11 protein-coding genes are annotated in these 15064 nt (G+C 33.4%); all 11 read left to right on the top strand.

The annotated features are described in order from the left end of the window. The first annotated feature begins 22 nt into the window (after positions 1–22). A complete protein-coding gene (locus tag AC52CF_RS11860; protein ID WP_496517126.1) occupies positions 23–295 on the top strand; it encodes a hypothetical protein in 273 nt (90 codons plus the stop codon). A gap of 713 nt (positions 296–1008) precedes the next feature. Next, entirely contained in the window at positions 1009–1683 is a 675-nt protein-coding gene (locus tag AC52CF_RS11855; RefSeq protein WP_496517125.1) for a response regulator transcription factor, read from the top strand. Further along, positions 1655–2980: a sensor histidine kinase gene (locus AC52CF_RS11850; RefSeq protein ID WP_496517124.1), complete on the top strand. Its 1326-nt coding sequence runs from the start codon at positions 1655–1657 to the stop codon at positions 2978–2980. Before AC52CF_RS11855 ends, AC52CF_RS11850 begins: the two co-directional genes overlap by 29 nt. A gap of 107 nt (positions 2981–3087) precedes the next feature. Next, positions 3088–4491, top strand: a complete 1404-nt coding sequence (gene omp85, locus AC52CF_RS11845) for an Omp85 family outer membrane protein (protein WP_496517123.1) — start codon at positions 3088–3090, stop codon at positions 4489–4491. Between the two features lie 437 nt (positions 4492–4928). Beyond that, positions 4929–6581 (top strand): LTA synthase family protein, encoded by a 1653-nt coding sequence (locus AC52CF_RS11840; protein ID WP_496517122.1) that lies wholly within the window; start codon positions 4929–4931, stop codon positions 6579–6581. A 44-nt stretch (positions 6582–6625) separates the two neighbouring features. Next, a complete protein-coding gene (locus AC52CF_RS11835; protein WP_496517121.1) occupies positions 6626–7219 on the top strand; it encodes a phosphatase PAP2 family protein in 594 nt (197 codons plus the stop codon). A 161-nt stretch (positions 7220–7380) separates the two neighbouring features. Further along, complete coding sequence (locus AC52CF_RS11830; protein WP_496517120.1) at positions 7381–8592, top strand: TolC family protein; 1212 nt, start codon at positions 7381–7383, stop codon at positions 8590–8592. Between the two features lie 2 nt (positions 8593–8594). After that, on the top strand, positions 8595–9521 hold the full coding sequence (locus AC52CF_RS11825; protein ID WP_496517119.1) for an efflux RND transporter periplasmic adaptor subunit: 927 nt from the start codon (positions 8595–8597) through the stop codon (positions 9519–9521). Positions 9522–9525: 4 nt separating this feature from the next. Further along, complete coding sequence (locus AC52CF_RS11820; protein ID WP_496517118.1) at positions 9526–12561, top strand: efflux RND transporter permease subunit; 3036 nt, start codon at positions 9526–9528, stop codon at positions 12559–12561. Positions 12562–12677: 116 nt separating this feature from the next. Then, positions 12678–13505 (top strand): phosphatase PAP2 family protein, encoded by an 828-nt coding sequence (locus AC52CF_RS11815; RefSeq protein ID WP_496517117.1) that lies wholly within the window; start codon positions 12678–12680, stop codon positions 13503–13505. Then, on the top strand, positions 13492–15012 hold the full coding sequence (eptA, locus tag AC52CF_RS11810) for a phosphoethanolamine--lipid A transferase EptA (protein WP_496517116.1): 1521 nt from the start codon (positions 13492–13494) through the stop codon (positions 15010–15012). Before AC52CF_RS11815 ends, eptA begins: the two co-directional genes overlap by 14 nt. Positions 15013–15064 lie beyond the last annotated feature (52 nt).

The following is a 15064-nucleotide window of genomic DNA, read 5'->3' as shown; positions in this document are numbered from 1 at the left end:
TTAAAAACAGTAAATTTGTATTATGAGATTAAAATGCAATAGTAACAGTTTAATTTATATCAGCCAAAAAGTAATTTTAGGTATTAAAAGACCTAATTCTCTTGAAGGAGCAAAAGTCTTAGGTAAGCCCGTTTTAATCAATGCATGCAATATTGCTTTTTTAAGTCACAATAATGATGGGCAGGTGACTTTTTTCATGCAAAATGGGTTTGAAATATCGATTAATACATTTTACGCAGAAGCTGAGCAGATTCTAAATAGTGCTATGCAAGGCAAGGAAGACGAAATCAATTAGAATTTAATATTGTACCAATTAAGCTAATTATAATATCTAATAAATCTCAAAAAACGATCAAATTCCGTATTTATACTGAATGACATTTTAGAAAAACACTCTACATTTGAAGAGAAAAAAGGAAAAAAAATTATATCCCAAACCAAAGGATCCCGCCAATACAGCGGGATCTTTCTTTCTCAAAAAACCATATATTAGCTCATAAATAGCAAATAAACTTATAATATGGACTCACGAAGAATAGAAAAAATTTTATTAGGTGCGTTTACAATGACGGTAATTATATTTCTAATGGAAATTAACTTCTATGATGATACTAGTTACTCGACAAGTAAATTAAACGAAATATTGCTCTGGTCATTTATAAGAGGTCTAGTAATCTCTGGAAGTGTTAATATAGCAAACCATTATTTTTCAAAATTAAAAGATAAATAATACTGCATTTGCAATCTCAAAAAACGATTATTAAAATAACTTAACAAAGACCATAAAATGGCGCCAACTGTCTTTAGTAGGCGCCATTTGGCTGTTTGTGCCTCGACGAGCGTATCTTCAAACACTTTTATTGATGATTTGGTTCGATTAAGCCAAATTAAACAAGAATTACAAAGTTCATTTTTCATAAGTAACCACAATTTTCTTACAATGTAATGATACAAATTTCATAATTTTAAATTCAAAATTTATTCAGAATTCAATAGTAATTTTGCAAAATGAAAATCCTAATAATAGAAGACGAGATTGATTTGTCAAAAAGTATTGCTGAATATCTTTCGGAAGAAAACTATTTATGTGAATTTGCAACGACATATGTTCAGGCATTAGAAAAAATCAATACGTATCAGTATGATTGCATCATTTTGGATATCATGCTTCCTGACGGAAATGGCCTTCATATTCTGGAAGAACTGAAAAGGCAGCATAAACAAGAGGGGGTGATAATCGTATCGGCAAAAAATGCCGTTGATGACCGTGTGAATGGTCTGCAATTAGGTGCTGATGATTATCTAACGAAACCATTCCATCTTTCTGAATTGATGGCAAGAGTTTTTTCAATTATTCGAAGGAAGCAATTTGATAATTCCAATACCATAAATAATAACGAATTACAAATTGATTTGCTGTCAAAGACTGTTACTATAAATGATCAGCCAATTATGTTAACTAAAAAAGAATTTGATCTCTTGATTTATTTTATCGGGAATAAAAATAAGGTAATCTCTAAAAGTACATTAGCAGAACATTTGTCCGGTGATTTTGCTGATATGCTGGATAATCACGATTTTGTTTATGCCCACGTGAAAAATCTTAAAAAGAAACTTTACGATGCTGGTTGTGACCATTATTTGAAAACGGTCTATGGAACAGGCTATAAATGGGAAAGCTAAAAAAACATTTACAATGAAACCTCTTTTAAGTAAAACGACCAAACCATTCGTTCTATTTTTATTGATTGTTCTTACGATCAGTATTCCTGTTTATTATTATGTAATTGATGTAATATGGCAGGATGAGTTGGATGAGCATAATGAAATCGTTGCTGAAAAAACAGCACATGAACTTAATCGATTAAATATTTCTGCTGAAGATTTACAAAATAATATTGCACTGTGGAACCAGATTCAGCCAGGTACCAATATTGAAAAAATTACTTCTCATAAACTTCCAAAAGATTCAATTTTCACAGAAGAAAAATATAAACCGTTTTCTGCGGACCCTACGATAGAACGCTACAGGTCTTTGAGAAAAGTTGTTTTCATAAGAAATTCACCTTATCTTTTTACCATTGAGACGAATATTGAAGAAACGGAAAGCACCATAATGATCATAAGCTTTATTACATTCTTTTTCTTTACTCTAATTGTTATTGGTCTTGTTATTCTGAACAGAAGGCTTTCCAAAGTTATTTGGGCACCTTTTAATGATACTCTTAATCAGTTAAAAAAATTCAATCTTAATAATCAAAACAAGATCAATTTTATAAAAACAGATACAAAAGAGTTTGAAGAGCTCAATGAGTCATTAGGCAGGTTGATTGATCATAGTGTTTCTGTATTTAAAGGCCAGAAAGAATTTACAGAGAATGCATCTCACGAGTTACAGACGCCATTAGCCATCATAAAAAACAAGTTAGATGTATTATTGCAAAGCAAAGATTTAACGGATCAACATTATGAGATTGTTGAGGAAATAAATATGGCCTTAACCAGAAGCTCAAGAATAAATAAAAATCTTTTATTGTTGGCTAAAATCGAAAATAGTCAGTTTGATATTGTCGAAATTAATATTGATGAACAAGTAAATCAGAGTATCAATAATCTTGAAGAACACATTTATCAAAAAAATATAAACCTTTCTACTAATATTCAGGAAAATGTAAAATCTCGTGGTAATATATCTTTAACCGATGTATTGATTAATAATCTTGTGATTAATGCGATCAGACATACTGATATCGGAGGAAATATTAAAATAGATCTATCAAAAGAATATTTCAGCATATCGAATTCCGGATCCGAAGGATTAAACCCTAATTTAATATTTAAACGCTTTTCAAGATTTTCTAATGATAGTAACGGCAGTGGACTTGGACTTGCAATTATCCGTGAGATATGTCGATTTCAGAATTGGGAAATCGCCTATACTTTTGAAAATAATCATCATACTTTTTCTGTCAAATTATAAAGTTCTAAATTTCTTCTAAATTCTAAAGTTTCTTTGTAATCATAATACGATGCCTAATCAAAGTATATCGTTGGTGTCTTGATTTTTACAATTTTAAACTTTATAATATGAGAAAATTTATTTCAATTGCGGCAACTTTTGTCACCTCGGTTGCGGCCGAAGCGCAGGAAGTTTCGTCGACGAAGAACGATACGATGTCTTATGTGAAGTCAAAACGTATGAGCGACGCAGATTTGGCGAAGAAAAAGGAAGGAACTTTTGTAACGGGAATTCCGGATATTTCTTCAGATCCGGTAACCGGATTTGGTTTTGGAGTACGGAGCAATTTTATTTGGAATGGTAAGCGGGATAATGAATTATTTGCTTACACACCTTATCTGATGAAGCTTAAAGCCAATGCTGCCTATTACACCTCGAATGCGAGAGAATTGGCATTATCACTTGATGTACCTTACTATAAAGGAACTCGTTGGCGTTTTAAGGTAGACTTTAAAGCTCAGCAAAATCCTGCAAATCTTTATTTCGGACTTACTGAGAAGACATTGGGCAATATTAGCCTTCCATCCAATGAAAATGTAACTTTTTCAACGTATAAGGATTTTGACAAAGCCAGAAAAACGTTACGTCCCGGAACTGCAGGGGAAGCACAGTATGTCACAGACGCTCTTTCAAACCGTTTTCGTGAAACTGAATTTATGCTTAATCTAAAGGCTGATTATGCTTTAGGAAACGGAAAATGGAGATTAATGGGAGGCTATGAAATTCAGCATTTAAATTATGCCACTTTTGAAGGAACAGAAGCAGAGGCAATCGACCCAGTAACTGGTGGAGAAATAAAAGCTCCTAACGGAACATCACTTTTAAGGCGTGATTTTGAACAGGGAAATATTTCAGGAGTTGATGGTGGATGGGTTTCAATTATCCAAAGTGCTCTAATTTATGATACAAGAGATTTTGAGCCGGATCCTTCAAGAGGTGCTTATTTTGAAATAGCTAATGAATATTCAGGTAAGGCGATAGGTTCACAATTTAATTTTGATAAATTATTGATTCAAGGACGTTATTATCAAAAATTACCATTTGGTCCACGAACTGTTTTGGCAGGTCGTGTGGGAGTTGGAAATGTTTTTGGTAAAAACGCACCATTTTTCGAATATCAGGATCAATGGAGTCCAGAAGGTAGTATCAACGCAATGGGAGGAAAAGCTTCTCTAAGAGGATACAGAGCAAACCGTTTTCTTGCAAGATCAATGTGGTTCGCCAATTTTGAATTAAGAGCAAGAGTTGCTGAAACCAATTTATGGAAACAGCATTTATCATTTACAGTCGCACCTTTCTTTGATATGGGAACAGTACGTGACCGTTGGCAAGACCTTAATTTTCAAAAAATTAAATACTCGTATGGAGCGGGACTTCGAATTGGCTGGAATCAATCAACCATTTTGTATTTTGATTACGGTAAATCGAAGGAAGACGGATTATTTTTCTTCGGAATCGGTCAGAATTTCTAGTATAAAATACATTCTTAATTTTCAAAAAGTTAGAGTTCAATTTAGAAAATTCAAAATTTCTTCAAAATTGGACTCTAATATTGCTGTCTATAATTTAACTTATGACAGCTCTAAAAATATCTAATTTAGTAAAAAAGCTATTCTCAGGACGGTTTTCAGTACTTTTCAGTACATTAAGTTTATATCTTTTACTATCATTTCTGATCAGAATAATTCTTCTAATTTGGTCTGCAAAGGATATAGATTTTAATTTTTTATATCTTTTAAGGGCATTTTTCACAGGATTTCTGTTTGATATTACGATTGGGACTTTATTCCTCGTTTTGTATTCAGTTTATCTTTTTATTTTTCCAAAGCGATGGATAGGATCTGTTTTCGATAAATCTTTTACTTATTTTTATCTGACTTTAATTTTTATCATCATTTATTTTAGTCTTTTGGCAGAAATTCCTTTTTGGGATGAGTTTGGTGTAAGATTCAATTTCATTGCAGTTGATTACCTGATTTACACGTATGAAGTGGTGGAGAACATTAATCAGTCTTATCCATTGCCGGTTATTGCATTGGTATTAGTAGGATTAATTGTCTCAACGATTTTTATTTTTAAAAAATTAAACGTTTTCAAAAATACTTTTTCAGATAAAATTTCTGTTTCAAGTCGTAGTAAGTACATACTTCCTTTTGTCATCATTTCAACTGGATTAGGATTTATAATGAAAAATAAACAGGCAGATTTCAGCAATAATTTAGTTGTGAATGAACTTGGAAAAAATGGAGCATTTTCATTCGTTTCAGCATATCAATCAAATGAATTGGATTATGAAATTTTTTACCCGAAACTTTCGAACAAAGAATCGTACTCTGTTGTGAAGAAAAGTCTTTTGCAGGAAAATCAAAGTTATACTTCAACAAAATTTGATGATATTTCCCGAGCAACAAAAGGTAGTAAGGAACAAAGTCCGAATATTATTTTAATTGCAATCGAAAGCTTCAGTGCCGATTTTTTGAGCGCATTCGGAAATAAAGATAATCTGACCCCGAATTATGAAAAACTGGCGAACGAAAGTATCTTTTTTACGAATCTTTACGCAACTGGAACAAGAACCGTACGTGGAATGGAAGCATTAACATTATCAGTGCCGCCAACTCCTGGAAACAGTATTGTGAGAAGACCTAATAATGACAATTTATTTTCAGTTGCTTCCATTGTAAAATCTAAAAATTATCAGTCTTACTTTATTTATGGCGGAGACGGATATTTTGATAATATGAATAATTTCTTTGGCGGACAAGGATTCGATATTGTTGATAGAGACAGAGGAAATCCATTGTCTGATAACATTAAAACCCAAAGATTCAAGATAGAAGATAAAGAAGTGAGTTTTGAAAATGCTTGGGGAATTTGCGATGAAGATTTGTACCGACAATCGATAAAATATGCTGATAAAAGTACAGCAGAACACAAACCGTTTTTCCAATTTGTCATGACGACTTCCAATCATAAACCATACACTTTTCCTGCAGGAAAAATTGACCTTCCGCAAGGCGAAAGAAACGGTGCGGTAAAATATACAGATTATGCCTTAGGAAAGTTTATTAATGATGCAAAATTGAAACCTTGGTTCAAAAATACGGTGTTCGTAATTGTTGCAGACCATTGTGCAAGCAGTGCAGGGAAATGGGAAATTAATATTGCAAAACACCACATTCCGGCAATTATTTACAACTTAAATCAGCCTACTCAAAAGATTGAAAGACTGACATCTCAGATTGATATTATGCCAACATTATTTGGTTATTTAGGTTGGAATTACAACACAAGCTTGTACGGAAAAGACATTAATCAAACTAAAGCTGGAGACGAAAGAGCTTTTATCGGAAATTACAGAACTTTAGGAATGCTAAAAGGCAATGTTTTTACTCAGATCGATGACCGCAAAAGAGTAAAACAGTTTACAGTTTCAGGAGAAGATAAATCTTTGTCTGAAGTCAAATTAAAGAATAATTCTAAGGTTTCCGAAACAATATCCTATTATCAAACGGCAAGCGAAAGATTTAAGAATGGAAACATGAAAGTAGATAAGAATTAAAACCAATTAATTATTTGTAATTTATAATACAGTTATTTAATAAGATGAACACAATTTTGGGATCTATCAAACAATTTGATCTGGAACTTTTTTTTGCCATAAATAATGCACATAATGCTTTTTTTGATGTCATTATGTATTGGGCAAGTGATAAGTTATTTTGGATTCCTTTTTATGCTGTCTTATTATTTTTTATAATAAAGGTGTACAGAAAATTCAGTATTTACATTCTGCTAGCTATTGCGCTTACAATAACAATGTCTGATCAGATAGCATCGGGAATTATCAAGAAGGCTTTTAAAAGGCTAAGACCTTCTCACGAACCAGATTTGATTCCGCTAATTCATTTAAGTAAAGCAGGTCCTGGCGGAATGTATGGTTTTGTTTCTTCGCACAGTGCGAATGCCTTTGCATTGATCACATTTTTGTATTTTTTACTTCCCAAAAAATACGGTTGGCTTAAGGTAATTCTTTTGTTTTGCGCATTGCTGGTTTCTTACAGCCGAATATACAATGGGGTACATTATCCTTCTGATGTTGTCGGAGGAGCTGGTGTTGGAATTTCTTCAGGATACATTGTATGGATTTTATTTAAAACAATACTTAAAAAAACGAAGTCTGCCCCTATAAACAGCTAAATGATCAAATAATAAAAAGTAAAAGAAAGATTGATTTTTTATCAATCTTTTTTTATTCAGAATTTCTACAGAATCGGGTTTCATCTTTACCCAATAATTGGTAGAATATGAATACTTTACAAACATATTTCGCTCGGACTTTTTTGATTTTGATGGTTTTAATGAGCTGTTTAAAACTTGATGCACAGTCAATAAATACACTGAATTATTTTCTTGCAACAGCGGAGACCAATAGTCCTGTTTTAAATGATTATAACAATCAGATCATTTCCAATAGAATTGACAGTTTAAAATTAAAAGCAACGTACGGTTTTATTCTTACAGGAGAAGGAACAGCAGGATATTCACCAAATATAAAAGGTTGGGGATATGACAGTGCTCTCACAAACGGGCAATCTCTTTTTGCAGGCGTTCGTGTTGCGAAAGAATTTATCAGTCGAAATAATCTGAACACCCGATTGGCAGGAATTAATGTAAGTATTTCTCAGGTGTTAGCACAAAAAAATATAAGCCTTCAGACACTTAGAAAACAAATTACCGACCAGTATATTGCAACATATGCAAGTCAGCAACAATATGATTTAAGCAAAGAAATTATTCATTTGCTGAATCAGGAAGATGTTGTTTTGAAAAAACTGACTCAATCTTCGGTTTTTAAGCAAACAGATTATCTGACTTTTAAAGTAACACTTCAGCAAAATGAATTAACTCTCGAACAGCAAAAAGCCGATTGGCAGCACAATTATTCTTTATTAAAATATTTGTCGGGTATTGTTGATGATACTTTCGAACCTGTTGAAGCTCCTCAATTTAAAGAAGCGCTCAATCCAACTTCTTTTGACAAAAGTATTTATGAAAATGCTTTTAAAGCTGATAGTTTGAAACTTTCGAATGATGCTAAAATAATTCAGTACAATTACAAACCGAAGATTACAGCTTTTTCAGATGGTGGTTATCAGTCTTCATTTACAAGTACACCATATAAAAACTTCGGAATGAGTGTCGGAGTTGGTGTCACGATTCCGATTTATGATGGTCATCAGAAAAAAATGTTGTTGCAGCAAAATCAATTGTCATTGCAAACCCGTCAAAAATATCTTGAGCAAACCCAAAGACAATATCAACAGCAGATTCTTCAGATTAACAGTCAACTAGAGCAGTATAATAAATTAATAAACACAGCCAATCAGCAGATTACTTATTCTAAAACGTTAGTAGAAGCCAATGCCAAACAGCTTCCGACAGGCGATGTGAGAATGGTTGATTTTATCTTATCAATCAATAACTTATTAAGTCTCAAAGGAAATATCATCCAGTATAACACGACAATATTCAATCTGAAAAACCAGTTACAATATCTAATTATTCAATAATTATGAAAAATATAATCACTCTTATCATAGTATCTGTCTTTGTTTTCAGTTGTAATAAAACAAGCGAAATTGTTCCTGCTGATACAACTGCAGCAGATGCAAAACCTAAAACGTTGGTTAGCGTTGCATATCCATCTGATACAGCTCAACTGAATAATACAATTACGCTGAATGCAACGGCAAACTATTTACTTAAATCTGATGTCAAAGCCAATTCCACAGGTTACATTACAAAAATGACCATCAAATTGGCTGACCGTGTCGGAAAAGGAAGTGTCCTTTTTGGATTGCAGACGAAGGAGGCGAGAGCATTAGGAAATACCATTAATAAACTGGATAAATCTTTTCGTTTCAATGGAACAACAACTGTAACAAGTCCCGCAACGGGCTATATTGCTGCGCTCAATCATCAAATAGGGGATTATGTACAGGACGGAGAAGTTTTGGCAACCATTACCGATGCGAGCAGTTTCGGTTTTGTGGTCGATGTGCCGTATGAATATCTTCAAATTATAAAAAGCAAAGGTTCTTTACCAATCACTTTGCCTGATAATACGATTTTGCAGGGACGAATCGCGAAAGTGATGCCTTCTGTAGATGCGGTTTCTCAAACCGTAAAAGTACTTTTGAAAGTTTCAAATAATCATATTCCTGAAAATTTGATTGGTACGATTAGCTTCTCTAAAACTTCTGCTTACGGACTTTCTGTTCCTAAAATGGCGATTATAAGTGATGAAACACAATCTTCTTTTTGGGTAATGAAAATGATTAATGATACAACAGCCGTTAAAACAGATATCACAAAAGGGGTTGAAACCGATAAGTATATTCAGATAAAATCAGGGAAATTGACGACGAAAGACAGAGTCATTGTTTCCGGAAATTTTGGATTGAGTGATACTGCCACAGTGAAAATTCAAAAACCGTAACATTATGAAAAAGTCCTTTTTTGTAACTTATAAAAGTCCTTTACTGGTATTGATTTTCCTGATTTTGGCAGGTGGAATTTACTCTTATACTAAGATTCAGTCGGCTTTGTTTCCTCAGATTACGTTTCCGAAAATAAAAATCATTGCAGATGCAGGTCAACAACCTGTAAACCAAATGACAATCGGAGTGACCAAAGTTTTGGAAGATGCGGTGAAAAGAGTACCGGATTTGCAGGTTTTGAAAAGTACAACGAGCCGTGGGAGCTGCGAAATTTCCGCTTTTATGGATTGGAAGGTAGATGTTGATTTATCCAAACAGCAGATAGAAAGCAGTATTAATCAGGTTAGAAATCAATTACCGCCTGACGTTAATATCTCTGTTGAGAAAATGAATCCGTCGATTCTACCGGTAATGGGATACACGTTGAATTCCAGTTCAAAAGATCCTATTGAATTAAAACAATTGGCACTTTATACCATCAAGCCTTTTCTTTCGCAAGTTCCAGGAGTAAGTGAAGTCAGAATTATTGGCGGACAGGACAAGGAATTTCGTGTTGTGATGAATCAGGCAATGATGGCGAGATTGGGAATTGCCCCCTCTTCTGTGGAACAGGCGATTAACAATACAAATTTCATTAAATCGAATGGATATTCTTCTGATTTCCGATATTTATATTTAACACTTACTGATGCTCAAATTCGCAATGAAAGTCAGTTGAAAAATCTGGTTGTAAGCAACAACGGAAACCGAATTGTTTTGTTGGGTGATATTGCTCAAATCAATGTTCATAATGCCAAACAATATATTAAAGTTAATGCCAACGGACAGGAAAGTATTCTGATTGCTATCATTCAACAACCCAATGCCAATGTTGTGGATTTAAGCAAGGCAATGGAAGCTAAAATTGCTGAATTGCAGAAAACTTTACCGAAAGATTTGGTTTTAAAACCGTATTACGTTCAGGCGGATTTTGTAAATGATTCCATCAAAAGTGTTACCGATGCTTTATGGATCGGATTGGTTTTGGCGATTATCGTTGCCATTATTTTTCTCCGTTCCTGGAAAGCGAGTGCGGTTATTTTGATCACGATCCCGATCACCTTAAGTCTTACAATGTTGGTTCTTTATACGATGGGACAGACCTTCAATATTATGACTTTGGGAGCCACTGCAGCTGCGATAGGATTAATCATTGATGACGCAATTGTTGTCGTGGAACAAATCCATAGAACTCACGAAGAACATCCTGAAAAATCTTCCAAAACGTTAGTGCAAAAAGCAATTAATTATTTATTAAAAGCAATGGTTGGTTCGTCGCTTAGTACAATTGTGATTTTCTTGCCATTTATGTTGATGAGTGGAGTTGCAGGAGCTTATTTTAAGGTAATGACAGATACAATGATTATAACGTTGATCTGTTCATTCTTTGCAACCTGGATCTTATTACCCATCGTTTATTTACTTTTATCGTCAGGCAAGAAAAAAGAAAATAATCTTCAGCATCACGATGTGAAAGAAAGAAAATGGGTGGGGTTTTTCATCAGGAAACCATTATTCAGTTATGCATTTATTTTAATATTAATTGTTTTAACAGCGGTTATTCTTCCTAATATCAGTACAGGATTTTTACCGGATATGGATGAAGGAAGTATTGTTTTGGATTACAATTCACCCCCGGGAACTTCACTGGAAGAAACCGACAGAGAATTAAAAGAAGTTGAAAAAATTATCACTTCAACACCGGAAGTTCAGGCTTACAGCAGAAGAACGGGAACGCAAATGGGATTTTTTATTACAGAACCCAATCGGGGAGATTATTTAATTCAATTAAAGAAAAACAGAAGTAAAACCACCAATGAAGTGACCGATGAAATACGTGCAAAAATTGATGCTTCAGGTTTACCGTTGACTGTAGATTTCGGACAGGTAATTACAGATATGTTAGGTGATTTGATGAGCAGTGTTCAGCCGATTGAAATCAAAGTTTTTGGGACAGACCAAAAGGTGATTGAAGATTATTCTCAAAAGATTGCAGGAATTGTAGAAAAAGTAAACGGTACAGCCGATGTTTTCGACGGAATTGTAATTGCAGGTCCATCAATGGTTGTCACTCCGAAACTGCCTGTTTTAGCACAGTATAATATTTCATTACCAGATTTTCAGAATCAGCTGCAGGCCAATCTGGATGGAAATGTTGCAGGAAATATTTTTGATCAGGTTCAGTACACCCCGATACGATTATTATACAACGGAAAAAGCAACCAGTCTTTAAGTGATATCAACAACAGTATGATTGCTCTGCCCAATGGAACTTTAAAACCGCTGAGCGAATTTGCGACAGTAAGCGTTGTTACCGGTACAGCTGAGGTAAACAGGGAAGATCTACAGACTTTAGGAATTGTAACGGCAAGATTGGATAACGGAAATCTAGGCGGAACGATTCAGGAAATTCAGAAACAGATTGATCAGAAAATAAAACTACCAAGCGGATATTCTGTGGTTTATGGCGGTGCTTATGCGGAACAACAGCAGTCTTTTAAAGAATTGCTCATCATTTTGGTGGTTTCCAGCTTATTGGTGTTTTCTGTGATGTTGTTTTTATTCCGGAATGTTTTGGTGGCTTTAATCATTTTATTTGTATCTGTTTTAGGACTTTCGGGAGGAATTTTATTATTGTTTCTAACGAATACACCCCTGAATGTCGGAAGCTACACAGGACTCATTATGATGGTCGGAATCATCGGCGAAAATGCCATTTTCACTTATCTGCAATTTCATGAAAGTTTAGCAACGAAAACAAAAGAACAGGCGGTAATTTATGCTATCAGTACAAGACTTCGACCCAAATTAATGACTGCTTTAGGAGCTATCATTGCGTTAATGCCTTTAGCATTGGGAATCGGAACAGGAGCGCAAATGCATCAACCTTTAGCGATTGCGGTTATTGGTGGATTCATTGTGGCTTTACCACTTTTATTGATCGTATTGCCAACACTATTAAGTAAAATCAAATTTAATCAAGATGAAATAAACAGTTAATGATTTGTTAAAATTGGCAATGAAATAATTCAGAATTTCTACAAAGTCGGATTTCATTTTTACAGAAATTTTTTTACAAGCTAAAAAGTATTTAAAATCTGTAATCAAAAATAATTATGAATACGATTGTCATCAAAAATTATTCACGACTGAAACTTTCTATATTCCTTGTGCCACTAACTCTTTTGATTTTAATTGTTGGATTTCTATATAGCAAAAATGCATTATCTGTTAAAGGATACATTCAGGCTCAGAAGGAATGTTTTTATAATTTGAATTCAAGATTAGGTCAGTTTCCGAATCTGGAATATAATCTTACTCAGTTTGGAGATGCGCTTATTTTCTCATCATTTTTAGCTTTGATATTTATTTCAGCACCAAAAATGTGGGAAGCATTGCTATCTGCTTCACTTTTATCTTGTTTATTTTCAAGTTCATTGAAGAAAATATTTGCAGTTCCAAGACCGGCGGGAGCTTTTGATAACAACAGTTTTGTGATTGTAGGAAAAACATTGGCAGGTCATAACAGTATTCCTTCGGGACATTCGATTACGATTTTTACATCGCTTACGATTGTATTATTTGCATTTTTTCCCAAGAAAATAATGTATAAAATTTTATGGATTTTTGCCATACTGTTTGTCGGTTTCATTCTTATTTTGACGAGGGTTGGAGTAGGAGCACATTATCCGCTGGATACTATTATTGGCGGAATTATTGGATTTGTTTCCGGACTTGTCGGAATTTTTATATGCCGAAAATATAAAATCTGGAGTTGGATTGGGAATAAAAAATATTATCCAATTTTTATTCTGTTATTTTCTGGTTGCTGTATTTCATTAATCAACAGAATAATTAATGAAAATTTGATTATTTTTTATTTAGCATTCGTTAGCTTAGTGGTTTCATTATATAAAATTGTTACGGTATATGTTAAAAAATAATATAAAACTGATTCACTTTGTTTTATTGATAAGTTTACTAAATTTTCTGTTTTTTCATTTTCCATTTTTCAGTTTTGTTTTTAAAAATGTTGATTACAAAAGTTTAAACGGCTTCTTTCTTGTCATTAGTTTAATAATTTTAATGTTAGTTGCCAATGCTTTTGCTTTCTATCTGTTTTATTTTTTGTCACGTTATGTAGGAAAATTTTTATTGGTTATTACTTTTATCATTAGTTCAATCGCAGTATATTTTATCAATACATATAGCGTTATTATTGATGAAAGTATGATTGGAAATGTTCTGAATACAAATTATTCTGAATCAAGCAGTTTTTTTTCCTTTAAACTAGTATTATATGTTCTTTTATTGGGAATTCTTCCAAGCATTTATATTATTAAAGCTAAAGTTACCAATGTTCCACTGAAGAAATTTTTCATCACAATTTCTCTTACACTTTTATTTATGCTGACGATGGTTTTCTTAAATGCAAGCAATTGGCTTTGGATTGATAAAAACTCAAAAACACTAGGCGGATTGGCAATGCCTTGGTCTTATTCGGTGAATATTTCACTGTTTTACATTCATAAAAGTCAGAAAAATCAAAAGGAAATTTTACTGCCAAATGCAACTATAAAAGACAATAAAAAATCGGTTGTTGTTTTGGTAATTGGAGAGTCTGTTAGAAGGGCGAACTTTTCTCTTTATGGATATAAAAAAGATACCAATCCATTGCTTTCGAAAATTCCGAATGTCCATCATTTCAATGCGAATTCTAATGCAACTTATACAACTGCAGGTGTGAAAAGTATCTTGGAATATAAAGATACAGGCGACTTGTATGAGATTTTACCTAATTATTTAGACCGAAATAATGTTGAAGTTATCTGGAGAACCACAAACTGGGGAGAACCTCCTGTTCACATAAAAAATTATCAGGACAGAGCTTTTTTAGTACCAAAATGTAAAGGCGAAGGCTGTAGTTATGATGAAGTTCTTCTGACTGATTTGAACGAGCAGATTTTAGCAAGCAAAAAGAATAAAATACTGATTGTCCTTCACACAAGCACCAGCCACGGACCAACTTACAGTAAGAAATATCCTTTACAATTTGAAAAATTCAAACCGGTTTGTAATAGCGTGGAATTGGGAAAATGTTCTCAAACCGAATTGATGAACGCTTATGACAACACGATTGTTTACACTGATTATATTTTATCCAAAGTCATAGATGATCTGAAACAACTGAAAGATTATAACAGCGCAATGATTTTCGTTTCCGACCACGGTGAATCTTTGGGCGAAAAAAATCTTTATATGCACGGATTACCGCTGAGTATGGCTCCAAAAGAACAATACGAAATTCCATTTATCGTTTGGTCTTCCGATGGTTCAAAACAATTGAAACCCAATAAAACATTGTCTCAGCATAATGTTTTCCACAGCGTTTTGAATTTTCTAAATGTACAAAGTCCGATTTATGATGAGAATATGAATATTTTTAAGTAGCAGATAATTAGATAATAATCACTTCCACAATTAAAAACCATCAATTTTATAC

Source organism: Chryseobacterium sp. 2P (assembly GCF_059579425.1).
Note: the sequence above shows the minus strand (reverse complement) of the source record. Positions and strands in the feature narration are given on the sequence as shown.